Consider the following 26,426-nt stretch of genomic DNA (forward strand, 5'->3'; position numbering starts at 1 on the left):
AAAAGCGCCGCGGATCGGCCCAAATCGGCGCCCCAAACAATTGTATCCGGAGCGGTTCAGTACTAGGACACCCGCGGAGCTGAATAAAAAAGATCCTTGAGGACTATTATAATGACGAGAGAAAATCGCCGTCCTGGCCGCCACTTTTTGCAGATCCCGGGGCCGACGCCCGTGCCGGAGCGCATTTTGGCGGCAATGTCGCGTCAGATTCTCGATCATCGCGGCCTTGAGTTCGGGCAGCTCGGCAGACGCGTTCTGAGCGGCATCAAGGGCCTGTTCAAGACCCAGGGCCACGTCATCATCTATCCGGCGTCGGGATCCGGCGCTTGGGAAGCGAGCCTCACCAACACGCTGTCGCCGGGCGACAAGGTGCTGATGTGCGAAACGGGCCAGTTCGCCGTGCTGTGGGAAGCCATGGCGCGCCGCCTCGGTCTCGAGACCGAAGTCATCCCGACCGACTGGCGCATCGCCGCCGACGCCAATCTCATCGAGAAGCGGCTCAAGGCTGACACCGCCCACAAGATCAAGGCCGTTTGCGTCGTCCATAACGAGACGTCGACGGGCTGCCTCTCGCGGCTCGATGAAGTTCGCAAAGCCATGGACGCTGCGAAGCATCCGGCGCTGCTCATGGTCGACGCGATCTCGTCGCTCGGCGCCGCCGATCTCCGCCACGACGAGTGGGGCATCGACGTCACCGTCGCCGGTTCGCAGAAAGGCATGATGCTGCCGCCGGGATTGTCGTTCACGGCCATCAGCGCCAAGGCACTCGAAGCGTCGAAGACGTCTCAGCTCAAGAAGTCGTACTTCGCCTGGGACGAAATGCTGGCGCTGAACGCGACGGGCTACTTCCCGTACACCCCGGCGACCGGATTGCTCTACGGCCTCGCCGAGTCGATCGACATGATCAACGAGGAAGGCCTCGAAAACGTGTTCGTGCGTCATGCCCGTCTGTCTGAAGCGACGCGCCGCGCGGTTCAGGCGTGGGGCTTCGAAATTCAGTGCCGCGATCCGAAGTATTATTCGCCCGCGGTGACGACGGTCATCATGCCGGAAGGCCACAACGCCGACGCCTATCGCAAGCTCGTGCTCGACAACTTCAACATGTCGCTCGGAACCGGGTTGAACAGGATCGCGGGCAAGGCTTTCCGCATCGGCCATCTCGGTGACACCAACGAGCTGACGATCCTTGGCGCTCTGACCGGCGTCGAGATGGGCTTCGACCTTGCAGGCGTTCCGCATAAGAAGGGCGGCGTTGCCGCTGCGATGAGCTACATCGCCGAAACGGCAGGCTCCGTGAAGGCCGCCGCCGCTTAAGCGAGATCGGCCTCAAACAAGATTGGAAGGTGCCGCTGCGCTCGCGGTGGCACCGCCTCCCATAATTTTCAGAATCGCTTCGAGCGTATCGGCCTCGGCCGCGGGTTTATCCCAGCGGATGCGGTGAATGCGCGGAAACCGCATTGCGACGCCCGATTTGTGCCGCGTCGACTCCTGCACCGCGTCGAACGCGACCTCGAAAACGAGTTCCGGCTCGACGGCGCGAACCGGCCCGAACGTTTCGGTCGTATGTCCCCTGATCCACTTATCGATCAGCAACAGCTCTTCGTCCGTAAATCCCGAATACGCTTTGCCGACCGGCACGAGTTGGCGTTCGCCGTTCTCGTCCGTGCGCCAGACCCCGAACGTATAATCGGAATAGTAGGACGAGCGCTTTCCCGAACCGCGTTGGGCGTACATCAGCACGCAGTCGAGCGTTAGCGCGGCGCGTTTCCACTTGAACCATTCGCCCTTGACGCGGCCGGCCTGATACGTGCTTGCGCGTCGCTTCAGCATGAGCCCTTCGATGCCTTCCGCCCGCGCCGACGACCACAGCACGCCGAGTTCGCCGAACGATTTGAATGGAACGAGCGGCGAGACGTCCGTCAGCCGGGGATGATGCTTTGCATGCCAGGCTTCGAGCCGAGCGCGCCGCTCGCCGAACGACAGCCCGCGAAGATCTTCCTGCCCGTCGAACAGAAGATCGTAGAGACGCACGTACGGAGGATAGCCGGTCATCATCTTCTGGGTGACTGACTTGCGATTGAGACGCTGCTGCAAGTCGTTGAACGGCGCGATTTTATCATCGCGCATGATAAGCAACTCGCCGTCCACGACGCAGTCGTGCCCTTGGAACGCCGATCGGATTTCCGGGAAGGCGCCGGAAATGTCGTCGCCCTGCCGCGAGAACATCCGGACATCGCCGCCACGCGCGGCGACCTGGACGCGGATGCCGTCCCACTTCCATTCGGCGGAGAAATCTTCCGGAGAGAGCCGCGGCCAGTCTTCCTCTTCGATCGGATGCGCGAGCATGACGGGGCGAAAAACCGGTTTCGCACCGGGATCGGGACGCTCCGCCTTGCCGTCGAGCCACTGGAAGAGTTCGAGATACGGCGGCTCGAGCGCGTGCCAGACCTCTTCGATCTCGGAAACGTCACGGCCGTAGCTTTCGGCAAGCGCCGTACGCGCGAGACGCGCAGACACGCCGACACGCGGCGCTCCGCCGATGAGCTTCAGCAGCGCCCATCGACCGGTCGCATCGAGCTGATCAAGAAGACGGCCGAGCCGCTCGGTGCGCTCTGCCGTCGTGCCGTCCGCCATCGCCTCGATCACCGCGCCGAGCGAGAGTTCAGGCGGCTCTCCGGAATTGTGCCCGACATCACCCCCACCCCTAACCCCTCCCCGCAAGGGGGAGGGGGACGACCCACTTCTCCCTTCTCCGTCGCTGGAAAGAGAAGGGGACAGCCCACTTCTTTCCTCCCCTTGACGGGGAGGGGTTGGGGGTGGGGTGAACTCAAGCACGAGCTGCTTCGGCTTTTTGTGCTCCTCGTCGTCCCGCTTTTTGTCCGTCGAAGAAAGGGAAACGGCGCTCGCTTTCTGAATCGAGGAAACGACGGCATGATCATCCGGCCAGAGCAGAGCCACCGTTTCTGCCGTGTCGCCGACGTAATCGCGCGACAGCCGGTAAAGCGTCGGATCGATGAAGCGGGTGACGAGATCGCTCAGCATCCGCCTAAGCGGCAAGCGGATCGGCACGCCGTCCGTCAAAGCCGCAAGCGCCCAGCCGCGGTCGGGATCCGGTGCCGAGCGGAAATAATGGCCGAGCAAGGCCACCTTGCGGTTGCGGCTCTGCGTGTAGACCAGGCAGTCGAGGAGACGGGCGAACGCGCGCATCGCTATTCCGCCTCCTCGCCATATCCGACGAGCGCGAGCGCGCGAGCCTTCCGRCCGAGCGTGCCGAGATAATGGACAAGCGCATCCTCGCGGCCGTGCGTCACCCAGATCTCTTCGGCCTCCGTTTCGATGACGGTCTGAATGAGTTCCGGCCAGTCGACGTGATCGGAGACGACCAGCGGCAACTCGACGCCAAGCTGGCGGGCGCGGCCGCGCACGCGCATCCAGCCGCTCGCGAAAGCGTTGACCGGATCGCCGAACCGCCGCGACCAGCGATCTCCAAGTGCGGAAGGGGGACACATGACGATGCCGCCGCGCATCGACTTCGGATCGGTGCCCGCAACAGGCAGAAGCTCGCCGAGATCGACGCCGAGCTTCTGATAAAGCTCCGTCAGCGCGACGACCGCGCCATGCAGGTAGATCGGCTTATCGTAGCCCGCGTCGCGAACGACTCGGATCATCCGTTGGCACTTGCCGAGATTGTAGGCGCCGATGAGGTGTGTCCGGTCTGGCTCTGCGCTGAGAGACGAAAGAAGCTTCTCGGCTTCGTGTTCCGCCTTCTCGTGTCGGAAAACCGGCAGCGCAAATGTCGCTTCCGTCACGAACACGTCGCACGTGACGAGTTCGAAGGGCGCGCAGGTCGGGTCACTCGCACGCTTGTAGTCGCCGGAAATGACGGCGCGCCGCCCGGCCCACTCGATGACAACCTGCGCGGACCCAAGGATATGCCCGGCGGGCACCAGCCGCAGCTTGACGCCGTTGATGTCGATGGTTTCGCCGATGGCGAGCGGCTGGAATGCGCCGGCACAATCCTCGCCGTAGCGCACCTCCATGATTTCGATGGTTTCGGACGTTGCGAGCACCGCGCGGTGGCCCGCGCGCGCATGGTCGCTGTGCCCATGCGTAATAACAGCGCGATCAACGGCCCGGCCCGGATCGATATAAAAATCGCCGGGCTCGCAATAGATGCCGGACCCGACAGGGTACAGCCAGCTGTCGACGGGAGGTGCGAGCGAGATCATGAACCATTAAACGCATGTAACCGCGAAGCAGCTACATGCAGAATGACGTTCACGCGATGATATCGGGAAGCAGCTTATCCTCGATCTGCGTGATCCGGTCCTTCAGAACAAGCTTCTTCTTTTTCAGCCGCTTGATGAGAAGTTGGTCAGCCGAAGCGTCGCCTTCAAGAGCGGCGATTTCGCAGTCGAGCTTCCGATGCTCGCCTCGCAAAGTTACCAGCTCTTCCCTGAGCTCGCGTTCGTCGCGCCGCTCCATAACGATTCCCTGCCCACTGCCCAGTCCAATCGCAGCCTTTTGGGTGATTGCCCTCGATATGGCAACAGGGCAAAAGCGCGATCCAGGTCGATCTTTCTAATCCTATGAAATAATTTCACGATTCTCTAATGCCAGTTTTGGGCTCCGCAACAAAAGTAAAACATCGCGGCTTGGCCGCGAGACACGTTGGACAACGCCAAAAACGTGTGGCACGATTTCATCGTCTGCAATCTCTTTAGGAGGCAACTGATGACGATTACGGCTCATCTGGCTGAACTCGCGGAGAAGCATCGGGCTCTCGAACAAAAAATCCACCAAACGGCTGCGAGCCCCGGATCTGACGACATCGAAATCCGTAGATTGAAACAAGAAAAGCTGAAGCTCAAGGACGAGATAGAGCGGCTGAGACGCGAGACGCGCCACTAGCTCGCGCACGAAGTCCCTTAACCCAGGCCCTGCCACCGGAGCGGATGATCCATCGGTCTCCGGGCGGGGTTTTTATATTTTTAGCCGATTTTCAGCCACCAAACCTGCCGTCGTCCTCGAACCGCGAGCTCGCGAGACGTTCGCGGTTTTCGACCACTCTTGCGCTGGATCCCCCCGTCTTCGGCGTGGCACCGCTCAGCTCGAGTCGGCGTGCAGCTTGTAGGCGCGCGCGGCGATGATGCACGCCTGCTGCGTGCCGCGGCGTGGATGATGGAAAATTGTAACTGACCGCCTCTCCAAGCATCGTCATCCCCGCGAAGGCGGGGATCCGTCCTGACATCCGTCCATTACAAATTTCCGGCTTGTATGGATCCCGGCCTGCGCCGGGATGACGGTGGTGGGGTGACCCGCGCGGCATGTCTCGCGGGACGTGGTTAGAGGCGAGCTGCTCCACCATTCTCCGTCATCCCGGCGAAGGCCAGGATCTAGGGAAGCATCAGCACTGGCGCTGTGGACGGATGCCGGCCTCCGTCGGCAAGCATTGCCGAGCAGGTTCTTACATACTTGACGTTCTTCCCCATCGACTGTACTTAACCGAATGGTTACTTAACCGGATAGCTAAATACATGACTTCCGACAGACTGAGTGAAACGTTCGCAGCCCTCGCCGATCCCACGCGACGGGCGATCCTGGCGCGGCTGGCGCTGGGTGAGACGTCTGTCACCGATCTTGCCGAACCCTTCGAGATGAGCCTTCCGGCCGTTTCGAAGCATCTCAAGGTTCTGGAGCGGGCGGGGCTCATCGCGCGCGGGCGCGAGGCGCAATGGCGGCCCTGCCGGCTGGAGCCGGGGCCGTTGAAGGAAGTCGACGACTGGGTCGAGCACTACCGCCGGTTCTGGGAGCAGAGCTTCGATCGGCTGGACGAGTATCTACGTGTGTTACAGGCGAAGGAGAAAAAAGGTGGACGCAAGAAACCGAAGTGATGCGAGCGAAGCCGACAGAGAAATTGTCACCACGCGCGTCTTCGATGCCCCGCGCGAACTCGTGTTCGAGGCATTCAAGGATCCCCACAACATCAGCAATTGGTGGGGCCCGAACGGCTTCACCACGACGACGTATGAGATGGACGTTCGCCCCGGCGGCCAATGGCTGTTCACGATGCATGGGCCCGATGGCACGGATTATCCGAACCGTGTTCGTTACACCGAAGTGAAGACTCCGGAACTTCTCGCTTACGATCACGACGCCGGCGAGGAGAGACCCGACTTCGAGATGTTCAAGGTCTGGATCACGTTCGAAACGGAAGACCGCAAGACCCGCGTGACGCTGCGCCTTCTCGCGGCGACGCGTGAACGGCGGGAGTGGATGGCGAAGTTCGGCGCCGTCGAGGGTGGCCACCAGACGCTCAGCCGCCTTGACGCGTATCTGCTTCAATCGCGGGAGAAGACGCCATGAACAAAGTCGCCGACAATGCCAAGATCGGGCCGTTCTCCCTCTCGCGCATCATCGATGCCCCGCGCGAGCTCGTCTACAAAGTGTTCACCGATCCCGAACACATGCGGCATTGGTGGGGGCCGAAAGGCTTGAAGATCGTCGATGCCAAGATGGATCTACGGCCGGGCGGTATTTTCCACTACGGCATGCAGGCGCCCGATGGCTCCGTCATGTGGGGACGGTTCCTCTATCGCCAGATCTCAGCGCCCGAGCGCATCGTTTTCATAAACTCGTTTTCGGATGCGGAGGGCGGCGTCACGCGTCACCCCATGGCCCCCGGGTGGCCGATGGAAATGCTGACGGTCTTCACGTTTGAAAAGATCGATGACGGCCGCACGAAGCTCAACGTGACGTCGTCGGCATACAATGCCAGCGACGAGGAAATCGCGACCTTCGAGGAGGGGTATCTGAGCATGACGAACGGCTTCGGCGGCACCTTCGATAAGCTGGAAGCTTACCTGGCCAGCATTCGGAAGCGCTGATCGCCCATGTAACAGAACTGGGTAATCGAACTGAATGTCATCCTCGGCTTCACGCCGAGGATGACGGCTTTCCTTTAAATTATTGCTGGGGCGCTTCCCGGCGTGAGAACGAAACGGCGTATGCCTGCGAGCGCATCGGGAAGATCGTATCGTTCGCCGGTCCTTCGACGCCGTCGACGACGTTGGTCGGATCGAAGATGGCCTCGTCGCACGTTTTCGCATCTTCGAAATCGGTGATCGAAATCGTGCCGAGATTGACCGACTTGCGCTTGTCTTCCGGCCAGAACGCGGTCGGATCGTCGAGCGGATCGCCGTCCTCGCCGAGGATCGCCGTCAAAGTGTACTGCACCGGCCCCTTGGCGAGACGGTCCTTGAGTTCAGGCCGGTAGAAGTCGGGGTCCTTCTTCTTTGCCTCGTCATCCGAGATGCCGACCTCGCCGCCGACCGGCAGCGCCTTGTACTTGAAGATCTGCTTCTTCCCGTCAGCATTCGTGAACGTGAACGCGTGAACGCCCCAATAATTGACGGTTCCGTAGCTCGCCGGCACCGGCCGCGCGTTGAGCCACGCACCCTGCCGCGTCGAGTTCGGGTTATCTTTGAAATAGGCGCCGATCTTTTCCTTGTCTTTCGTGGCGACGGTCGTCAGCAGCTTCAAGAATTGATCGGGATCTTTCGCGACGAATACGGGCGCCGAGACCATCAGCAGATCCGTGTTGTTGCCCTTGCCGAGATCGAAATGCATCGCGATCCCGCGCACGTTGTCTTTCTGCGCGTTCGGCGCATCGGGGTCTCCGCCGCCCATCGAGAACCGCCCAATGACGCCGACCGGCGTCTTCGAATTGAAATGCGGCGCTTTCGTAAGGCTCGGAGCCTCCGCCGACGGCACGAAGTTGCCCTTGACGCAGATGCCGTGCGTGTGCGCGGCGCGAACGCCTGGATGCTTGCCGAAAACGGCATTGAGCGCATTGACGAGACTTTCGGCGTCAGCATCGGCATGGGCACGAGTTATCGGAAGACTGATTAAAGCCGCTGCGAAGCAAACGGCAACGAGCCGGTTGGAAACCATCAAGGACACTCCATTGCAAGATTTGTAGTCCGCGCAAGTCTTCGTCGACGGAAGCTATAGTGTTAGGAAGTCTTATGAATTTTGAAAGTCGGAAGTGGCAAGCGAATGTTGTCGTGACGATCGCCCAGGGGTTTCTAGGAATATTTCCTAATCGTGCAGTCTGACAATATCACAAGTCAGCCGAGGTGACCGTCGGCTCGAGCATAATGCGCCCCCGGAGAGGCGTGCTGCTTAAGATTTTCTTACAAAGAAAACCGCCGAGGGGTCGCCCCGGCGGTGTCCACATTCTTCCTGGTGCTTAAAAATTAAGCGACGACGATGATGTCGACGACTTCGAGCGTATCCGGATCGACGATCGCGACGTGATCCTCATCGATCATGAAATATTCATAGCCACGGTAATCCGGAACGATGGCGATGATCTCCTGCGGCACCGTATAGATGTGCACCGAGCGCGGTATCACGACGCCGACGTTGACGGAGACGCCGATGTTATGCGCCGGGGCGACCCGGTGGCTCGCGAAAGCAGACCTGACGCGCGTTTTCTGTTCAGGACTGACGCTGGTGAGGGAGCCCTTCGCTCCGCCCTTGCCTTCCGTACCCTCGCTCTTGCCGGTGGAAGACCTGTCGTTCTTTGACTTATCATTGTATTTATCGCCGCGATCGTCCCGGTCCGCCCGGTCGCTCGCCTTGCTCTTTGCATTCAGATTCTCATCCTTTGCCTGCCGGTCCTTGCCTTGTAAGTCGCGGTCGGACGCCTGCTGACGATCGGATTTCGCGCGGTCGCGAGATCCCTCATCAGAGGCAGAATTCTTTTTTGCTGAACCGGAGTCGAGATCCCGCGAACCACGGTCTTCCTTCATCTGGCCGCCGAGTTCCTTCGACGATCCTCCGCTTTCTTTCATCGAGCCACCGGGCATTGACGATCCGCCGGAACGCTCCATCGCCGCGCCACCGCCGGCACCAGGCCCGGCACCAGGCGATGACGGGCCTGCGCCGTTATTCGGATCTGCCAAGGCGAACGTCGACCCCGCAACAAGTGCGAGGGCAGTAATCGAATACTTCAGCATTGTCGTGTCTCTCCTACGTTGATGACAGGTCGCGACTGCCCCGCGATTGGGTGATCAACGTGTTGAGAGGTGTGCCGTTCCGGCTCATTCGGTCGCGATGCGGTGAGATGTAGCCGGCAAGAAATGTCGTCAGCCGGCAAATCATTCCGTGGAACAAAATTATTGCAACGCGAATACTGCGCCGCACAAGAAATATGCTTGAAAAACGGTCATCAATTATTGCGACGTTGCTTCGAACTCTTCTTGTATGAAACGGCCACTCATCATACGATTCTTGTGTTCGAGGTTTTTCAACAGGGTGACTGCAATGACAGACACTGCAACCGCCACTCGTGAAACGGAAACGCCGACCCGCGATCTGACAAAAGCGGAGGTTGACCGTTTTCTTTTCGGAAAACACATCACGTCGTGCCCTGTCTGTGGGCGCTTCCGCTCAAATTGCGACGTCGACATCCATATGCTGACCTGCGAGCGCAAGTCGTCTTCGAGCATGGCGCCGGTCAATGTGTTGATGATCGTCTGCCAGAACTGCGGAGCGATACAATTTCATGACCGCTCGGTCATCGCCCAGTGGCTCGATTGCCAGCACAAGGTCTGGGTGAAATAGAAGGGCGGGAGCCACCCTCGCGAACTGCGCGGCCCCGTCGGCGCCGAGCGCTATTCCGTGTGGGATAAAACGAAGTTTCGCATCGCGGGATAGATTTCAGTCTCCCACCGCCGGCCGTTGAACGTGCCGTAGTGCCCGACGTTGGCCTGCAAGTGGTGGCGCTTCATATGCGGCCGCAGCGATTGACAGAGGTCGTGCGCCGCAGCCGTTTGCCCGAGCGCGCAAATATCGTCCCGCCCGCCTTCGACCGTCAGCAACGCTGTCTTATGGATCTTGGCGGGATCGACCTTCCGGCCGTGGTAGGTGAAATTCCCCGTCGCCAGATCCGCCCGCTGAAAAATCCGGTCGATCGTCTCGAGGTAGAATTCCTCGGTGAGATCCAGCACGGCGAAATATTCGTCATAGAAAGTCTTGATCTTCTCGGCTTCGGCAAACTCGCCGTTGGCCAGATGATCGTAAAGCTTTTGATGCTGCGCGCGGTGACGATCGATGTTCATCGCCAGAAAGCTGAACAGCTGAACGAACCCCGGATAGACCCGCCGCCCGGCGCCCTTGTAGCGGCTCGGAACGCGCGCCGTGACGTGCGCCTTGAACCAGGAGATCGATTTCTCCATCGCCAGCTTGTTGACGGCGGTCGGGCTTTCGCGCGTGTCGATGGGGCCGGCCATCAGCGTCATCGAGCGCGGCGTCCCCGGATGCTTGTCTTCCGACATGATCGAGACGGCGACGAGCGCCTGCACGCACGGCTGACAAACGGCGAGGAGATGCGCACCCGGACCGATCTCTTCGACGAAGCGGATGATGTAGTCGACATACTCGTCGACGCCGAACCGGCCGGCTTCGAGAGGGACGTCACGGGCGTTGGCCCAGTCGGTAATGTAAACATCGTGATCGCTGAGCAGCGTCGCGCAAGTCTTGGCGAGCAGCGTCGCGAAATGCCCCGAGAGCGGTGCGACGACGAGGACTTTGGGCTGCGCGGTGTCGACGTCTTTCCGGAAATGCAAAAGGTTACCGAACGGCAGGCTGAGCGCGACCTCCTCGACGACCGGAACGTCGCGGTTGCCCACCCGCACGGTTGAGATGCCGAACTCGGGACGCGAATGGGTCAGCTGGAACCGCGAAACCATCTCGAATCCAGCCGCGAAATGCCCCTTTAAGATATCGAAGTTGGGCGAAAACCGATGCCCCATCGCAGCCTTCGAATGCCGGGCTGCCTCCCGGAAAGGCGCCCAAAGGTCATCCTGAAACTGGTAGGCTTGGTAAAGCATCGCGTGCAATTTCCCCCTCGCGCCGGCCTGAAAAACCGATGCGACTGAAAAACTTAGTGCATATTCCGCTGCACTGCGAGAGGATTGTGGCCGCAGGGTGAGCGCGGAAAAAGGAGTGCCTTCGTCGATGTCGAACGCCACGTTGACGATCTCGTCGAAGAATTATTCGTCCTGGTCACTGCGGGGCTGGTTGCTTTGCCGCATGGCCGGGCTCGACTTCGATGAGGAGTCGGTTGCGACGGACGATGTCGAAGCCCGGCAGGAGCTGTTGCTGCTCTCGCCGTCGGTTCGCAGCGTGCCACGGCTCACGAACGGCAACGTGACCGTATGGGACACGCTCGCCATCGCCGAATACGTGGCGGAAATCTCACCGAAAGCGGGGCTGCTTCCCGCCGATCAGGCCGCCCGCGCCCATTGCCGCGCCGTGTCGGGCGAAATGCACTCCGGCTTCTACAACCTCCGTTCCGCCCTGCCGATGAACCTCAAGGCGCGCCACGCCTCCTTCAAGATTTTTTCGGGCGCGCGTCCGGATGTCGAGCGCATCAAAACCATATGGACGGAGTGCCTTGAGAAGTACGGCGGTCCATATCTCTTCGGACCGAAGCCGACGGTCGCCGACGCGATGTACGCCCCGGTCTGCACCCGCTTTCGCACGTACGCTGTGCCCCTTGATCCGGCACTGTCGGCGTATTGCGAAACCATCTTCCATTGGACGCTGATGCAGGAGTGGACGCAAGGCGCCCTCATCGAGCCGGACGAGATCGTCGAACTCGAAGTCGAATTCTGAAAACGCCGATCCAATTGACGACGACATTCCCCCTTATTAACAATTGCTGTTCGCGCTTGGGTTGAAAAGGCTCGAGAGAGGGGCATAGTTACGCGTAGTCTTCGCTGCGCGCGAGGCGGTCACACCGGCCGGATGCGCAGACGTTGAGTAGACGGGGAAATTCGAAATGTCGTCTCTTCTGGCACGCGTCGTGAACGCGCTTGTCTGATCTCGCGCCGCATAAGGGCCTTGCCTATCGCCGCGATTTGGACGGCCTCAGGGGCATTGCCGTCGCCGCCGTCGTGGCCTACCACCTCGATTTTCCGTTCGCACCGGGCGGCTTCGTCGGCGTCGATGTTTTCTTTGTGCTGTCCGGATTTCTGATCACGTCCATCATTGCTTCCGAATTGGAAGCGGGCACGTTCAGCATCGCGGGCTTCTACGACCGCCGCATTCGCAGGATCGTCCCGGCACTCGTTTTCGTTTGCGCCGCGACGACCGTTTTGGCGCTCGCGTTTCTCCTGCCCGATGAATTGAAACAGTTCGCGTCGAGCCTGGTCGCGACGGCGCTATCCATCAGCAATTTCTGGTGCCTTTTACATTCGGGCTATTTCGATCCGAGCGCCCACGTGCAGCCGCTGTTCCACACCTGGAGTCTCAGCGTCGAAGAGCAGTTTTATATCGCGTTCCCGCTTCTCCTACTGCTCGTCCACAAATACCTGAGAGGCTGGCTCGGCATAACTATATGGCTCTTGTTTGCCGTCTCGTTGATGGCGAGTGTGGGGCGGGTCGAGATGCATCCCCGAGGCACATTTTTTCTTCTGCCGACGCGCGCCTGGGAACTGCTTTGCGGAAGCATTATCGCGTTAGGTTTCATTCCCGGACCAGCATGCCGCTGGCAGCGCGAAGCGGGAAACGTGCTGGGTCTGCTCGCCATCGCGGTTTCAGTATTCGGATACACCGCAGCCACGCCATTTCCCGGAGCTGCCGCGCTCCTTCCGTGCGCCGGAGCCGCGCTCATTATTTGGGGAGGCCAAGGCGGCAAGGAGAATACTTCCGCGCGTATTCTCACGGTTCGCCCGCTCGTCTTTCTCGGGCTGATTTCCTACAGCCTCTACCTATGGCATTGGCCGCTGATCGTGTTCGCGAACCTGTTGAACGTCGAGACGCTGACCGAATTTCAGAAGTTTGCCGTCGCAGGAACTTCGATCGCGCTGGCAGCGCTCACATGGCGTTTCATCGAACAGCCATTCAGGCGGCGAGGCGCGAGCGGCTTTACGCGAACAGCCATCCTTTGGAGCGGCTTCCTCAGTCTCGGAAGCTTAGCTGTCGTCTCGCTTGTTATCATTTCGTTGCAAGGTGTTCCCGGCCGGTTTGAGCAGAGGGTTCTCGACCTCGCCGACGCCAAACGCGACGCCAGTCCGTTTCGCACGAAATGCCATTTTATCGGTCCGACGGAACACGCGTATGACGCTACTTGCGTTTTAGGTGGGACGTTGCCGCCGAAAGTTATCGTCTACGGCGATAGTCATGGAATCGAAATGAGCGCGGCGCTAGGCGCGCTCGCAAAATCAAGAGAGGAAAGCGTACGTCAGATCACAGCGACGGCTTGCCCACCAGCCGTCGGGTTCCCACTGGTTACCAGCCCGCTGGATACTGGGAAGTGGTGTGTGCCGCACAACGAGGCCATGCTTGCGAAGCTCGTCTCGATCGCCCCGGCGACAATCATCATCGCGGCGAATTCCCTTGCGTGGTCGGATTACGAGCCCGAACGATACTGGCGGGGAATTCGGACCACACTCGTCACGTTGAGCGGTGTTGGACACCGGCTGATTGTGTTGGGTCCAATGCCGCGACTTCCGAACCACATGCCGGCGCCGGCAACGGTCGCTCGCTGGACCAGCCTAGGCAACGACCCGGCAGACTTCAAATTTTCGCCGGATAGAAAGTTCGGCGATGTGGATGCGAAATTAAAAAGCATCGCCTCCGAGGTGGACGCAACCTACGTGCCGGTTGCGCCTTTGTTCTGCAAAGACGATCGCTGCAACGCTTATCTCGAGGAAGGCGTGCTCTATTACGACGACAACCATGTGTCCATGCTCGGCGCCGTTATCATCGCGAAGAAATTGCTGGTGCCGCTGCTCTGGCCGGACAATCGATTGGCTGGCGCTCAATCGCAGCGGTGAGGCCGCAAAGCCTCACGCCTCTTTCGCCAACTCGCGCAGTTTGAATTTCTGGATCTTGCCGGTCGACGTTTTCGGAACTTCAGAGAAGACGATATGACGGGGAACCTTGTAGCGCGCGAGACCTGATCTGCACCATTCGATGATCTCGTCGGCCGTCGCCGTTGCTCCCGGCCGAAGTTCGACGAAGGCGCACGGCGTCTCGCCCCACTTGTCGTCAGGCTTGGCAACGACCGCGCAGAATGCAACGGCGGGATGCTTGTAGAGCACCTCCTCGACTTCGATCGAAGAGATGTTCTCGCCACCCGAGATGATGATGTCTTTCGAGCGGTCCTTCAGCTGAATGTAGCCGTCGGGATGCAAGACGCCGATGTCGCCGGAATGGAACCATCCACCAGCGAACGCTTCGTCCGTCGCTTTCGGATTCTTGAGGTAGCCTTTCATCACGATGTTGCCACGGAACATGACCTCGCCCAGCGTCTCGCCGTCCGCCGGAACTTTCTTCATCGTCTCGGCGTCGAGCACGGTGAGGTCTTCGAGCGCGACGTAGCGAATGCCCTGGCGGATACGCTTGGCGCCACGTTCGAGCGGCGGCAGGTCGTTCCACGACTCGTCCCACTCGTTGATCGTCGCCGGGCCGTATGTCTCGGTCAGCCCGTAAAGATGCGTCAGCTCGAAACCGGCATCCGCCATCGCGGCCATGACCGACGCGGGCGGCGGCGCAGCAGCATGGTTGAATGCAACGACATGCCCGATCTTCTGCCTCTCGTCGTCCGTCGCATTGAGAAGCGTCGACATGACGATCGGCGCGCCGGACAGGTGCGAAACGTTATGCGTAACGATGGAATCGTACATCGCCTTGGCGCGCACCCATCGGAGGCAAACGTGCGTGCCTTGAAGCATCGTCACGGCCCATGGGAAACACCAGCCGTTGCAATGGAACATCGGCAGTGTCCAGAGGTACACGGGAAAACGTGTCATGCCGGTCGAAATGACGTTCGCGTAGCACATCAGCGCCGCGCCGCGGTGATGATAGACAACGCCCTTCGGGTTGCCCGTCGTGCCGGACGTGTAATTGAGCGAGATCGCTTCCCACTCGTCTGCCGGCCAACGCCATTCGAAATTCGGATCGCCCTTGGAGACGAACGCTTCGTAATCCTCTGTCGAGAGCGCTTCGCCCGTCTGCGGAAATTCCGGATCGTTGTAATCGATGACGATCGGCTTCACGGTTGCGAGTTCGAGAGCGGCCTTCACGACAGACGAGAACTCGCGGTCTGTGATCAGCACCTTCGTTTCGGCGTGATCGAGCTGAAACGCGATGATCGCCGGGTCGAGCCGCGTGTTGATCGTGTGGAGAATGGCGCCCGTCATCGGGACACCGTAATGGGCTTCGAGCATCGGCGGCGTATTCGCCAACATCACGGATACGGTATCGCCGGTTCCGATGGAGCGTTGGGCCAGAGCCGAAGCGAGCTGACGGCAGCGGGAGTAGAATTCGGCGTACGTCAGACGCGCGTCGCCGTGAATGATGGCCGTGTGGTTCGGAGCGGCAAGCGCCGAACGGGAAAGGAATGACAGGGGTGTCAGCGGTTGAAAGTTCGCTGCGTTCTTATCGAGATGCTGCTCAAATGGGTTCGTCACGATCAGTGCCCCGGGTTCCTACCTAGTTCTAAGCTCTCGACGGGCGAAAGCATTTTTTTGATTGCGGCGACGCTAGCGAAACCGGAAACGGCCGACAATGCCGGATTTGAGACCGGGAACGCCTTCAGCTGTCAAGTTTCAAGCGAGTCATCTTGGCTGACGCCGATGCTCAACACATCAGGACTTGTGCCCCTTAGCGAGAGATAGGGCGGGAAGCCGGGCACTCTCGATCCATGTCATGTGTCAAAAATTGATATTGATGTATAAGACATCACAGTTTAGCTTTTCCGCATAACTTATCGCGGGAAGGACAGCGCTTGATTACTGCCGCGCAAATGCGCGCTGCGCGTGCGCTAATTGGTATCGACCAGCAAACGCTGGCGGATCGCGCCGGTGTTTCGTTGCCGACGATCCAGCGCATGGAGGCAAGCGAAGGCAACGTTCGCGGCGTCGTCGATACACTGACGAAGGTCGTTGCCGCCTTCGACGCGGCCGGCATTGAGCTCATCGGCGAGAATATGCCGAGCGTGGGCCATGGACGCGGCGTGCGTTTCAAGGAACGCCTTCCGGTCAGGACTTCAGCACCGGCCGTGGCGCAAGGGCGCAGGAAGAAGGGCCTGTTCGCGCGCTCGTAACACTTTCACCACTGCGACGATGACCGCCGACGATTTGGCCGACGATCTCGCCGCTCCAATGGGGACGGAGAATTGATATGTCGGCAAGACGCGAAGCGGCTCGGCCTCGTCCGAGTCTTGCGGAGCTGTTTACGCCAAAGCTCGTTACGGTTCTGCGAGAGGGCTATCGCTTAAGCGATTTGCGCGCCGACACGATCTCCGGCTTGACGGTCGCGATCGTGGCGCTTCCGCTGTCGATGGCAATTGCCATCGGCTCCGGTCTGTCGCCCGAGAAGGGTCTCTTTACCGCGATCGTTGGCGGCTTCCTGATCTCGGCACTCGGAGGCAGCCGATACCAGATCGGCGGCCCGGCGGGAGCCTTTATCGTTCTGATCGCGACGATCGTCGAGCAACGAGGCTACGACGGCTTGGTTCTCGCGACGGCGATGGCCGGCTTGATCATGATCGTCGCAGGGGCTCTGCGCCTCGGGACCTACATCAAATACATCCCGTTCCCGGTGACGGTCGGGTTCACCGCCGGCATCGCCGTCATTATCTTTGCGAGCCAGATCAAAGACCTGCTCGGCCTCGACATGGCGCATGAGCCGGCTGCGCTTTTCCCGAAGCTTGCCACGATCGCCTCGAACCTCGGAACGTTCAAGCCAGCAACGATCACGATCTCTCTGCTCTCGATAGCGATTATTGTCGGGCTCCGCCGCATCAGGCCCAAATGGCCAGGAATGCTGATCGCAGTTGGCGTCACGGCGACCGTCGCCTGGGCTTTGGGTCTCGACGTGGCGACGATTGGCTCGCGGTTCGGCGAGGTGCCGCGGATGCTGCCTGCGCCGCATGTGCCGGCCGTCGATCTAGCCAAGTTGCAGGCCGCTTTGCCCGACGCGATATCGATCGCTTTGCTTGGATCCATCGAGAGCCTGCTTTCTGCCGTCGTCGCCGACGGTATGTCCGGACGCAAGCATCGTTCGAATTGTGAACTGGTGGCCCAAGGTGTCGCCAACGTCGCCGCGGTCACATTCGGCGGCATGTGTGTGACAGGGACGATCGCCCGCACGGCGACCAACGTTCGTTCCGGCGCGCATGGACCCATCTCAGGTATCCTACATGCGCTATTCATCGTGCTCTTCATGCTGGTCGCGGCGCCACTCGCCGCATACATCCCGCTTGCGAGCCTCGGCGGTGTTCTCGCCGTGGTCGCCTGGAACATGGCCGAGAAGGAAGAATTCGCGACGCTTCTGAGATCGTCCTGGGGAGATGCGGCCGTTCTGCTGGCAACGTTCCTGCTGACGATCTTCGTCGACCTGACAATGGCCATCTCAGTCGGAGTTACGCTCGGGGCATTCCTCTTTCTGCATCGGATGGCAGAAGCGGTTGAAGTCGAGACCGGTCGCACGTTCGTCGCCGGCGACGTGGCGGACACGCCGGAATCGGAACAGCCTCCAAGTCAGCCCGCGGGCGCCGACAGTGACGTCATGGTCTACAGGATTTCAGGCGCATTCTTCTTCGGCGCGACAGCATCTGTTAGTGCCGTGCTCGACCGGATCGGCGCGCATCCGAAGGCGTTCATTCTCGACTTTGCGGACGTGCCCATCGTTGACAGCACCGCCGCCCGCACCCTCGAGGCTTTCGCTAACAAGCTCAATCGGGGCGGCACAAAACTATACTTTACCTCCGCGACCAGGAGCGTTCGCCGTACGCTCCTTGCCGCAGGTTTGAGAAAGCCGCTCGTGCAATACGCGGCTCAAATCGAGGACGCCGTCGCGATGAGTCGCGGAGAAAGACCGGACCGTCGCAATATCGCGAATTACTCGTCCTCCTGAGGCTCTTCCTTGGGCGTCATGCCCTTGAGCTTCGCGAGAACACGCGCCTGCTCTTGCTCGGGTGTTTCCTCGGCAGCCTCTTCCGGGCCCTTCGGCGCCAGGATCTCGGCTCGCGCGGGCGGAGCGGTGGTCTCCGACGTCGGGAGCAGCGTCCCAGCCTTCTCCTCATCACCCGCGTCCTTGCGGTCGCCGCCCGTGCGGCGCGCAGCCTTTTTCACCTCGGCATCGAGGTCGACCTGCGAGCAGAGGCCGAGCGTCACCGGGTCCTGCGGCGTCAGCTGGGCAGAGTTCCAATGCGTCCGGTCACGGATTTGAGCAATCGTCGGCTTGGTCGTGCCGACGAGGCGCATGATTTGGCTGTCCTTGAGTTCCGGATGGTTGCGAAGAATCCACAACACCGCGTTCGGCCGGTCGTGACGGCGAGAGACGGGCGTGTAGCGCGGACCCTTGCGCGTCTGCGGAAGCGGCGGCAGCTGCACCTTGCTTTCCGCGAGGTGCAGTTTGTATTTCCCGTCCTTCTCGGCCCGCGCAATCTCTTCGCGCGTCAGCTGACCGTTTGTGACGGGGTCCATGCCTTTGATGCCCTGAGCAACCTCGCCGTCGGCAATACCCTTGACCTCGAGCGGATGGAGACCGCAGAACTCAGCAATCTGGTCGAATGCGAGCGCCGTGTTTTCCACCAGCCAAACGGCGGTGGCTTTCGGCATAAGGGGGCGACGGTCGCTCATGGGTGTCCTCTTTCGGTCTTTCGCCGGAGGTCGGCGAAAGCCAGTAAAACGGTAAATAAAGGGAATACCCCTGTATAACGCTTCGGCAGGGCGTCACGCAAGGCTCAAAGCCACGGCAACTGCAACAAGGCCGCAGCCAGATCGGCAGCGCCGCGGTTGCGGCCAGTGTTTGTGACGGGTTAATGTCCCCGAAAAAAGCCCGCTCGTGGATCGGGCCATAACGTGCAGGGACGCTTAATGCTCGCAACCGCCGGCCGGACAAAATATTTCGAGGATCTAGAGGTCGGGCAGGAAGCCTCGATGTCGAGAATCGTGGGCGAGGCGGATATCGTCGCCTATGCAGCCCTGTCGGGTGACTACAACCCCGTACATCTCGACGCCGAATACGCCGCCAAGACGATCTTCAAGGAGCGTATCGCTCACGGCATCCTTTCCGCTGGCTACATCTCGGCCATCTTCGGAATGAAACTTCCCGGCCCCGGCGCTATTTACGTCTCTCAGTCGCTGTTCTTCAAAGGCCCGGTCAAGATCGACGATCGCGTCGAAACCCTCGTCAAGCTCGTTGAGCTGATACCCGACAAGAAGCGGGCCCGGTTCGAGTGCCTCTGCACTGTCGCCGGCAAACCGGTTTTGACGGGCGAAGCGGTGCTGATGGTTCCCCCCCGGCCGCGATAATCTTTGGTCACGTTCGCAGATCTCGGAGACCGGCGAAGCCGCGCCAGACATGCACGTCATTCATGGTCACAAGCATGTTTTGCCGGAGTTTCGGGGCTCCGCCATCGCCATCGGAAATTTCGATGGCGTTCATCGCGGACATCGCGCGCTGATCACTGAGGCGAAGGCGCAAGCGCGGAAAGCCAACGCGCCATCATCCGTGATGATCTTCGAACCGCATCCGCGCGAGTTCTTTCAGCCGAACGAGGCGCACTTCCGTCTGACCCCGTTGAAGCGGAAGCTCGTCCTGCTTGAGACCCTTGGCGTCGACATCGCCGTCGTCGAGCCCTTCAACGCCGAGCTCGCAGCGTTGACCGCCGAACATTTCATCGAGCGTGTGCTCGTCGCGGGGCTTGGCGTCGTTCACGTCGTCATCGGCTACGATTTCTATTTCGGCCATAAGCGCGGCGGCAATCCAGAACTGATGGTTCGCGCCGGAGAAGAACTTGGTTTTGGAGTGACCGTCATGCCCCCGATCGCGGAAGCAGGCGAACCGTTTTCGTCGTCCGCCGTAAGGCTCTATCTCGCCCAGGGCGATGTGAAGGGTGCAGCCCATGTGCTCGGCTCCCCCTGGCGCGTTGCGGGCCGGGTGGTCGGCGGCGCCAGGCGCGGAACGGACATGGGCTATCCGACCGCCAACCTGCCGATGCCGAAAGGCACGACGCTCGGCCACGGCATATACGCTGTCCGGGCGTATTTCGACGGCGTGCCCCACGACGCAGCGGCCTATCTCGGCACGCGGCCGACGTTCGATGACGGCATGCCCGTCCTCGAAGTCTACTTGTTCGACTTCAACGGCGACCTCTACGGCCGCGAAATGGAGGTCGAATTCATCGACTTCATTCGCGGCGACCGCAAATTCCGTTCCGTCGAGGAACTCGTCGCGCAGATGGACGAAGATATCGCCAAGGTGCAGGCGGTTCTGGCGAAAGGCTAAACTCGTCATCCTCGGGCGAGTGCGCCATCGGGCGCATCGAAGCCCGCATAACACGTCATCCCCGCGTAGGCGGGGATCCGTCCAAACCAGACGTTCGTCGCGATCTTCCGGCCAGGACAGATCCCGGCCTCCGCCGGGATGACGGAATAAAAAGGCATTCCGGCACCATGGCCGGGCGCGGGATGACTTGGTGGCCGCACCTTGCTAGAACCCGCGCTGATTTTCTTTGAAATTGAAAGTTTACCCGATGTCGAAAGACGCAAAGGCCGCCGGCAAGGCAGGCGCTGCAACCCAAGCTCCGGCAGCCGACGGCGGCCGCGACTGGAGCAAGACGCTATTTCTGCCCGCGACCGATTTCCCGATGCGCGCCGGTTTGCCGGAATTGGAGCCGAAGCTCCTCAAGCGCTGGGACGAGATCGGCCTCTATGAAAAGCTCCGCTCGCAATCCAAAGGCCGCGTGAAGTTCACGCTGCACGACGGCCCGCCCTACGCGAACGGCAACATCCACATCGGCCACGCGCTGAACAAGATCCTGAAGGACTTGGTCGTCAAATCGCAGCAGATGCTCGGCCACGATTCCAACTACGTTCCGGGTTGGGATTGCCACGGCCTGCCGATCGAATGGAAAATTGAGGAGCAGTATCGCGCCAAGGGCAAGGAGAAACCGAACTTCTCCGATCCCGTCGCGATCAACGCCTTCCGCGACGAATGCCGGAAGTTTGCCGCCCACTGGCTGAACATCCAACGCGATGAGTTCAAGCGATTGGGCGTCGTCGGCGACTGGGAGCGGCCGTACTCAACGATGGACTACCGCGCCGAAAGCATCATCGCCCGCGAGCTGATGAAGTTTGCAGCGACGGGCCAGCTCTATCGCGGCTCGAAGCCCGTCATGTGGTCGGTCGTCGAGAAGACCGCGCTCGCCGAAGCCGAGGTCGAATACCAGGACTATCAGTCCGATATGATCTGGGTGAAGTTTCCCGTGAAGCCCTTGCCTACGGCCGAGGACTTTTCGGCAGCCGAAACGCCGCCCGAGATCCATCCCGAGGTGACGCCGGAGAATTTGCTCGGAGCCTCGGTCGTCATCTGGACGACGACACCCTGGACGATCCCGGGCAACCGCGCGATCAGCTTCTCGTCGCGCATCGAGTATGGCCTATACGAGATCACGGAAGCGCCGGAAAACAATTGGGCGAAGAAGGGCGATCGCTACATCCTCGCCGACAAGCTCGCCGCCGACGTCATGAAGGCAGCGAAGGTCGAGGCTTATGAGCGGCGCTGGCCCGTCAGCGCTTTCGACCTACGTCATCTCGTCTGTGAGCATCCGCTGCGCGATCTCGGATATTCGTTTGACGTGCCATTGCTCGACGGCGATCACGTGACCGACGACACGGGTACGGGCTTCGTCCATACCGCGCCCGGCCACGGCGCCGACGACTACATCATCTGGACAAAGAACCAGAAAGCGCTGCGCGATCGCGGCATCGATCCGACCGTTCCTTTCACCGTCGACGCCGACGGAGTCATGACGAAGGCCGCGCCCGGCTTCGAAGGCAAGCGCGTGCTGAAGGAGAACGGCGACAAAGGCGACGCCAACGACGCCGTCATCAAGGCGCTGGCGGAAGCCGGCAACATCATCGCGCGCGGTCGCCTGAAGCATCAGTATCCGCACTCGTGGCGTTCGAAGAAACCAGTCATCTTCCGCAACACGCCGCAGTGGTTCATCGCGATGGACAAACCTCTTACCGCGTCAGGCGGCCGGCTCGCCGAAGGCGAGTCGCCTGACGCAATCAAAAGAGGCCATAATTCGCCAACCCTTCGCCACCTCGCGCTCGATGAAATCAAACGCGTCAAGTGGGTTCCGGAAGCAGGCGAAAACCGCATCAACGGCATGATCGAGAACCGGCCCGACTGGGTCGTCTCGCGTCAGCGCGCGTGGGGCGTGCCGATCACCGTCTTCCGCAATACCGAAACCGATCAGGTCATCCCCGGACCGGGCTTCGAAAAATCGGAAGAACTCTCTGCACGCATCGAAAAAGCATTCGCCGAAAAGGGCGCCGACGTCTGGTTCGAGGAAGGCGCGAAGGAACGCTTCCTCAAGGGCTTCATTCCCGCGAAAGACGCAAAGAAGTGGGAGCAGGTCAAAGACGTGCTCGACGTCTGGTTCGATTCAGGCTCGACGCACGCGTTCACGCTGGAAGATCCGACGGCCTTCCCCGGCTTCAAAGGCTTGAAGCGCAAACGCGACGGCGGCCAGGACCGGGTCATGTACCTCGAAGGTTCTGATCAGCATCGCGGCTGGTTCCACTCGTCGCTTCTCGAAAGCTGCGGCACGCGTGGAGAAGCGCCTTACGACATCGTGGTGACTCACGGCTTCGTCCTCGACGAGAAGGGACAGAAGATGTCGAAGTCGCTCGGCAACGTCGTCGCGCCGCAGGACGTGATGGCGAAGTCGGGCGCCGACATACTGCGGCTCTGGGTTGCGGCATCGGATTATTCCGATGATCTCCGCATCGGCGGCGAAATCCTGAAGACGTTCTCCGAAACCTACCGCAAGCTGAGGAACACGCTGCGCTGGATGCTCGGCGCGCTCGCGCACTTCAAGCCCGAGGATGCCGTTTCGCTGAAGGACATGAAGCCGTTCGAGCTCGAGCGGCTGATGCTGCATCGTCTGGCCGAACTCGATCACGAAATCCGCAAAGCCTACGAGCATTACGACTACCGCAAGATCGTCGGCCTGCTGTCGCAGTTCATGAACACCGAGCTGTCGGCGTTCTATTTCGACATCCGGAAGGACGCGCTTTATTGCGAAGCGCCGTCGAGCTTGAAGCGAAAGGCGGCGCTCACCGTCATCGATAAGCTATGCGATACGCTGATCCGTTGGCTCGCGCCGATCCTGTCGTTCACGGCGGAAGAAGCTTGGTTGCTCTACCGGCCGGATGAAGCGGAAAGCGTGCATCTGCTGCCCTTCCCGAAGATCCCGCGCGAATGGCGTGACGATAATCTCGCGGCGAAGTGGGACCGGGTGCGCGAAGTCAGAAGTGTCGTGACGGGCGCTCTCGAAATCGCACGCGCGGAAAAGAAAATCGGCTCGTCGCTCGAAGCCGCACCCGAAGTCTACGTCACCGATCCCGATCTGATGGCGGGCCTCGACGGTGTCGACATGGCGGAAGTTTCGATCACGTCGGACATTTCAATTTCCACCGAGCCGGCGCCCGAAGGCGCGTTCACGCTTCCGAACGAGCCCGGCGTCGGCGTCGTCGTCAAGCGCGCGGAAGGCAAGAAGTGCGCGCGCTCGTGGCGCATCACCAAGGACGTCGGCTCCGATCCCGATTATCCCGACCTGTCGGCGCGCGATGCGGCGGCAATGCGCGAGATCGATTCCGGAGTGACGGCATGAGTGAGCTGGCGGAAACGAGGCGTCTCATCTGGAGCAGATGGGCAGCGCTCGCGCTCACCCTTGCACTCGCGACGATCGCCATCGACCAGGCGCACAAATTCTGGATGCTGGACGTCTACGGCATCGAGGCGAAGGGCCGCGTCGAGGTCACGCCCTTTCTCGACTTGGTCTTCGTGAAGAACATCGGCGTCAGCTACTCGCTGTTCAATCAGGAAAGCCGCGAGGGCCAATATCTGTTGGTCGCCTTCGCGATAGTGGCGAGCGCCGGCCTCTGGTTGTGGCTCAACTGGTCGCAGGGAAGCCGGCTCATGGCGATCAGCCTCGGCTTGATCATCGGTGGCGCCATCGGCAACGCGATTGACCGGCTGCGCATTGGAGGCGTCGCCGATTTCTTCTCGCTCCACGCCTACGGCTTCCATTGGTACGTCTTCAACATCGCCGATGTGGCCATCGTTGCTGGCGTCATTGGCCTGTTGTATGAGTCTTTCAGGGGCGAGTCGCATTAGCGCCGTAAAGTCGGCTTATCCGGGCTCGGGGGCGTGTCGTTGCAAGACACGGGCAAATAAGCATGTCGTTGAAATTAGGTCGAAAAATCGGTCTCTGCGTCACGGCTTCGCTGTTCTTGGCGGGTTGCGGCGGTTTTGATGGCGTTCAGCTGAACGGCAAAGTCTTCGACGCCATGGGCTTGAATGGCGACAGCGGCCCCAAGGGCGACCCCAAGATGGCGACCCGGCAGCCACTGGTGGTGCCGCCCGGCCTCGAGGCCCTACCGCCGCCAGGCAGCGGCAAGGTGGAGCAACCGACGCTCGCCGAAATCCAAGATCCCGACAAAAAGCTGAAGGTCTCGCAGGCTGATCTCGAGAGACAGCAAGCTGAGTACTGCAAGAAAAACTATGAAGAAGCGCAGTTCCGCGGCGATTCCTCCGCCGATTCTGCTGCGGGCCCGCTCGGCTCGTGCAAGCCGTCGATCTTTAATTCGGTCAAAAAATGGACGACCGGTTCGACCAATAACGGCGACGGCGACGACGATTCCCAAACTCAGTGAATTCGGCTCAACGGCCCCATAACCAAATCTTTTCCGTCGCACAAAAGCGCTGATTGCGCCGCATGTTAACGGCCGCAGATGAACGCCTTGTCATTTGACTTCATTTCCTAACCGCCGCTCACTAGCGGGACATTCCGCACGCTGGCTTCCTATGCCTTTTGCAGAGTAATCCCCGGCACTCGGGTTCGGTTTAGGATGAAAAAAGTCGCGGTGCACTTTATCTCTTACGGTTCGAAGGAACGCCATAATGCGTCTTGCGACGTGCTTTCGGTCTAGCCTCTTAACCTCATTGGCAGTGCTCATGCTCGCAGTGAATCCCCAAGCTCACGCCGCCGACGGCGCTACCCGCGCCGCCGAATTCAAACTTGCGAACGGCATGGATGTCGTCGTCATACCCGACCACCGGTCACCCGTCGTGACCCACATGGTCTGGTACCGCGTCGGCGCGGCCGACGAAGTGGGCGGCGTCTCCGGCATCGCGCATTTCCTCGAGCACCTGATGTTCAAGTCGACCGACAAGATTCCCGTCGGCGAATTCTCCAAGATCGTCGGGCGCCTCGGTGGCCAGGACAACGCCTTCACCGGCAACGACGCGACCGCCTACTTTCAGCGCGTCGCCAAGGACCGTCTCGGCAAGATGATGGAGATGGAAGCCGACCGCATGGTCAACCTTCGTCTCGACGAGAAGGAAGTTCTGACCGAGCGCGATGTCATTCTCGAGGAACGCCGTTCGCGCATCGAGAATAACCCTTCGTCTATCCTCGATGAGCAGATGAATGCGGCGCTCTACCTGAACCATCCCTACGGCAAGCCGGTCATCGGCTGGTACCACGAGATGGCAAAGCTCTCGCGCCAGAACGCGCTCGATTTCTACAAGCACTACTATGCGCCGAATAACGCCATCCTCGTCGTATCGGGCGATGTGACCGTCGATGAAGTGAAGAAGCTCGCCGACGAAACGTACGGCAAGATTCCGGCGAACCCGAGCGTTCCGTCAACTCGTAACCGTCCGAGCGATCCCCCGCAGCTCGTGGCGCGCCGGTTGACGCTGAAAGATCCGCGCGCAGGCAACTATTCGTTCCAGCGCTACTATCAGGCGCCGAGCTACGTCACGGCGAAGCCCGGCGAAGCCGAAGCGCTCGATATCCTGATGAAGATCGCGGGCTCCGGCTCGACGAGCCGCCTCTACAAGAAGCTTGTCGTTGAACAGAAGCTCGCGTCGAGCGCCGGCGGCGACTACTCGGGCTACGGCCTCGATGGCGGAACGATCTCGCTCTACGCGGTCGCAGCCGACGGCGTGCCGCTCGAGAAGGTCGAGGCTGCCTCAGACGCTGTTCTGGCCGACATCGTGAAGAACGGCGTGACGGACCAGGAATTGACCCGCGCCAAGAACAGCTATCTGGCCGATTACGTCTACGACAGCGACAACCAGGCGACGCTGGCGCGCCGCTACGGTTGGAATCTCGCCGTCGGCCGCACCGTCGCCGACGTCGAAGCTTGGCCAGCCAATATTTCGAAGGTTACGGCGGATGACGTCAAGAAGGTCGCCGCCAAGTACCTCGATCTCAACGATTCCGTTACGGGTTATCTCGTTCCCGATCAGTCGGGTGTCGCGCAAGTCGAAGATCTTCCCGCCGCATCACCGTCCGGCGAATTGAGGTGACATTG

General features: G+C 60.5%; 25 protein-coding genes. 16 read left to right on the plus strand and 9 right to left on the minus strand.

Translation table 11 applies throughout. From position 1 onward, the window contains the following. Nucleotides 1-111 precede the first annotated feature (111 nt). Entirely contained in the window at nucleotides 112-1,314 is a 1,203-nt protein-coding gene (locus tag AC1DK3_RS02530; protein ID WP_477190721.1) for a pyridoxal-phosphate-dependent aminotransferase family protein, read from the plus strand. 12 nt (nucleotides 1,315-1,326) lie between these two features. On the opposite strand, the gene AC1DK3_RS02535 is transcribed toward AC1DK3_RS02530, so the two are convergent. Genes AC1DK3_RS02535 through AC1DK3_RS02545 form a run of 3 tightly spaced genes read right to left on the minus strand, consistent with a single transcriptional unit; the run spans nucleotide 1,327 to nucleotide 4,485 of the window. Continuing rightward, a complete protein-coding gene (locus AC1DK3_RS02535) occupies nucleotides 1,327-3,207 on the minus strand; it encodes a cisplatin damage response ATP-dependent DNA ligase (protein WP_477190722.1) in 1,881 nt (626 codons plus the stop codon). 2 nt (nucleotides 3,208-3,209) lie between these two features. Continuing rightward, the gene (locus AC1DK3_RS02540) at nucleotides 3,210-4,229 is read right to left on the minus strand and encodes a ligase-associated DNA damage response exonuclease (protein ID WP_477190723.1); all 1,020 of its coding nucleotides are present in this window, start codon (nucleotides 4,227-4,229) and stop codon (nucleotides 3,210-3,212) included. Nucleotides 4,230-4,278: 49 nt separating this feature from the next. Then, entirely contained in the window at nucleotides 4,279-4,485 is a 207-nt protein-coding gene (locus tag AC1DK3_RS02545; RefSeq protein WP_092868080.1) for a DUF465 domain-containing protein, read from the minus strand. A gap of 249 nt (nucleotides 4,486-4,734) precedes the next feature. Here AC1DK3_RS02545 and AC1DK3_RS02550 point away from each other — a divergent pair, with 249 nt between their 5' ends. The 4 genes from AC1DK3_RS02550 to AC1DK3_RS02565 all read left to right on the plus strand — a co-directional run bounded on the left by AC1DK3_RS02550 (nucleotide 4,735) and on the right by AC1DK3_RS02565 (nucleotide 6,887). Next, a complete protein-coding gene (locus tag AC1DK3_RS02550; protein WP_339085631.1) occupies nucleotides 4,735-4,911 on the plus strand; it encodes a YdcH family protein in 177 nt (58 codons plus the stop codon). Between the two features lie 626 nt (nucleotides 4,912-5,537). Then, nucleotides 5,538-5,894: an ArsR/SmtB family transcription factor gene (locus AC1DK3_RS02555; RefSeq protein ID WP_477190724.1), complete on the plus strand. Its 357-nt coding sequence runs from the start codon at nucleotides 5,538-5,540 to the stop codon at nucleotides 5,892-5,894. Beyond that, on the plus strand, nucleotides 5,872-6,366 hold the full coding sequence (locus tag AC1DK3_RS02560; protein ID WP_477190725.1) for an SRPBCC family protein: 495 nt from the start codon (nucleotides 5,872-5,874) through the stop codon (nucleotides 6,364-6,366). Before AC1DK3_RS02555 ends, AC1DK3_RS02560 begins: the two co-directional genes overlap by 23 nt. Next, nucleotides 6,363-6,887, plus strand: a complete 525-nt coding sequence (locus AC1DK3_RS02565; RefSeq protein WP_477190726.1) for an SRPBCC family protein — start codon at nucleotides 6,363-6,365, stop codon at nucleotides 6,885-6,887. The genes AC1DK3_RS02560 and AC1DK3_RS02565 overlap by 4 nt, the downstream gene beginning before the upstream one ends. Nucleotides 6,888-6,966: 79 nt before the next feature. On the opposite strand, the gene AC1DK3_RS02570 is transcribed toward AC1DK3_RS02565, so the two are convergent. After that, nucleotides 6,967-7,953 (minus strand): catalase family peroxidase, encoded by a 987-nt coding sequence (locus AC1DK3_RS02570; RefSeq protein WP_477190727.1) that lies wholly within the window; start codon nucleotides 7,951-7,953, stop codon nucleotides 6,967-6,969. A 305-nt stretch (nucleotides 7,954-8,258) separates the two neighbouring features. After that, nucleotides 8,259-9,023 (minus strand): DUF1236 domain-containing protein, encoded by a 765-nt coding sequence (locus AC1DK3_RS02575; protein ID WP_477190728.1) that lies wholly within the window; start codon nucleotides 9,021-9,023, stop codon nucleotides 8,259-8,261. 307 nt (nucleotides 9,024-9,330) lie between these two features. Between AC1DK3_RS02575 and AC1DK3_RS02580 the strand changes: the two genes are divergently transcribed. Continuing rightward, nucleotides 9,331-9,630 (plus strand): hypothetical protein, encoded by a 300-nt coding sequence (locus AC1DK3_RS02580; protein ID WP_477190729.1) that lies wholly within the window; start codon nucleotides 9,331-9,333, stop codon nucleotides 9,628-9,630. 50 nt (nucleotides 9,631-9,680) lie between these two features. Here the strand turns inward: AC1DK3_RS02580 and AC1DK3_RS02585 are convergent, their stop codons facing one another. Beyond that, complete coding sequence (locus AC1DK3_RS02585) at nucleotides 9,681-10,898, minus strand: polyhydroxyalkanoate depolymerase (RefSeq protein ID WP_477190730.1); 1,218 nt, start codon at nucleotides 10,896-10,898, stop codon at nucleotides 9,681-9,683. A gap of 127 nt (nucleotides 10,899-11,025) precedes the next feature. Here AC1DK3_RS02585 and AC1DK3_RS02590 point away from each other — a divergent pair, with 127 nt between their 5' ends. Next, complete coding sequence (locus AC1DK3_RS02590; protein WP_477190731.1) at nucleotides 11,026-11,685, plus strand: glutathione S-transferase family protein; 660 nt, start codon at nucleotides 11,026-11,028, stop codon at nucleotides 11,683-11,685. A gap of 200 nt (nucleotides 11,686-11,885) precedes the next feature. Next, nucleotides 11,886-13,850, plus strand: coding sequence for an acyltransferase family protein (locus AC1DK3_RS02595; RefSeq protein ID WP_477190732.1), 1,965 nt, complete (start codon nucleotides 11,886-11,888; stop codon nucleotides 13,848-13,850). A 12-nt stretch (nucleotides 13,851-13,862) separates the two neighbouring features. Here the strand turns inward: AC1DK3_RS02595 and AC1DK3_RS02600 are convergent, their stop codons facing one another. Next, a complete protein-coding gene (locus AC1DK3_RS02600) occupies nucleotides 13,863-15,488 on the minus strand; it encodes an acyl-CoA synthetase (protein WP_477190733.1) in 1,626 nt (541 codons plus the stop codon). Between the two features lie 317 nt (nucleotides 15,489-15,805). Here AC1DK3_RS02600 and AC1DK3_RS02605 point away from each other — a divergent pair, with 317 nt between their 5' ends. Beyond that, a complete protein-coding gene (locus AC1DK3_RS02605) occupies nucleotides 15,806-16,123 on the plus strand; it encodes a helix-turn-helix domain-containing protein (protein ID WP_477190734.1) in 318 nt (105 codons plus the stop codon). Between the two features lie 77 nt (nucleotides 16,124-16,200). Continuing rightward, the gene (locus AC1DK3_RS02610) at nucleotides 16,201-17,937 is read left to right on the plus strand and encodes a SulP family inorganic anion transporter (protein ID WP_477190735.1); all 1,737 of its coding nucleotides are present in this window, start codon (nucleotides 16,201-16,203) and stop codon (nucleotides 17,935-17,937) included. On the opposite strand, the gene AC1DK3_RS02615 is transcribed toward AC1DK3_RS02610, so the two are convergent. Next, nucleotides 17,922-18,665 carry a DUF1013 domain-containing protein gene (locus AC1DK3_RS02615; protein ID WP_477190736.1) on the minus strand — a complete coding sequence of 248 codons (744 nt, stop codon included), beginning with the start codon at nucleotides 18,663-18,665 and terminating at the stop codon, nucleotides 17,922-17,924. The two genes, AC1DK3_RS02610 and AC1DK3_RS02615, sit on opposite strands and share 16 nt — an antisense overlap. A gap of 237 nt (nucleotides 18,666-18,902) precedes the next feature. On the opposite strand from AC1DK3_RS02615, the gene AC1DK3_RS02620 reads away from it, so the two are divergent. Together AC1DK3_RS02620 and AC1DK3_RS02625 are read left to right on the plus strand one after the other, a co-directional pair. Beyond that, nucleotides 18,903-19,340, plus strand: a complete 438-nt coding sequence (locus AC1DK3_RS02620) for a MaoC family dehydratase (protein ID WP_092868068.1) — start codon at nucleotides 18,903-18,905, stop codon at nucleotides 19,338-19,340. 49 nt (nucleotides 19,341-19,389) lie between these two features. Continuing rightward, nucleotides 19,390-20,316, plus strand: a complete 927-nt coding sequence (locus AC1DK3_RS02625; protein ID WP_477190737.1) for a bifunctional riboflavin kinase/FAD synthetase — start codon at nucleotides 19,390-19,392, stop codon at nucleotides 20,314-20,316. Nucleotides 20,317-20,321: 5 nt separating this feature from the next. Here AC1DK3_RS02625 and AC1DK3_RS02630 read toward each other — a convergent pair whose 3' ends face one another. Then, nucleotides 20,322-20,474 carry a hypothetical protein gene (locus AC1DK3_RS02630; RefSeq protein WP_477190738.1) on the minus strand — a complete coding sequence of 51 codons (153 nt, stop codon included), beginning with the start codon at nucleotides 20,472-20,474 and terminating at the stop codon, nucleotides 20,322-20,324. Between the two features lie 89 nt (nucleotides 20,475-20,563). Between AC1DK3_RS02630 and ileS the strand changes: the two genes are divergently transcribed. From ileS to AC1DK3_RS02650, 4 genes are all read left to right on the plus strand, one after another. Continuing rightward, nucleotides 20,564-23,713, plus strand: a complete 3,150-nt coding sequence (gene ileS / locus AC1DK3_RS02635) for an isoleucine--tRNA ligase (protein WP_477190739.1) — start codon at nucleotides 20,564-20,566, stop codon at nucleotides 23,711-23,713. Further along, nucleotides 23,710-24,219 carry a signal peptidase II gene (lspA, locus tag AC1DK3_RS02640; RefSeq protein ID WP_477190740.1) on the plus strand — a complete coding sequence of 170 codons (510 nt, stop codon included), beginning with the start codon at nucleotides 23,710-23,712 and terminating at the stop codon, nucleotides 24,217-24,219. The genes ileS and lspA overlap by 4 nt, the downstream gene beginning before the upstream one ends. 116 nt (nucleotides 24,220-24,335) lie before the next feature. Next, nucleotides 24,336-24,758 (plus strand): hypothetical protein, encoded by a 423-nt coding sequence (locus tag AC1DK3_RS02645; protein WP_477190741.1) that lies wholly within the window; start codon nucleotides 24,336-24,338, stop codon nucleotides 24,756-24,758. A gap of 301 nt (nucleotides 24,759-25,059) precedes the next feature. Next, nucleotides 25,060-26,421, plus strand: coding sequence for a M16 family metallopeptidase (locus AC1DK3_RS02650; protein WP_477190742.1), 1,362 nt, complete (start codon nucleotides 25,060-25,062; stop codon nucleotides 26,419-26,421). The last annotated feature ends 5 nt before the right edge of the window (nucleotides 26,422-26,426 follow it).

Source organism: Hyphomicrobium sp. 01T421, assembly GCF_056398805.1.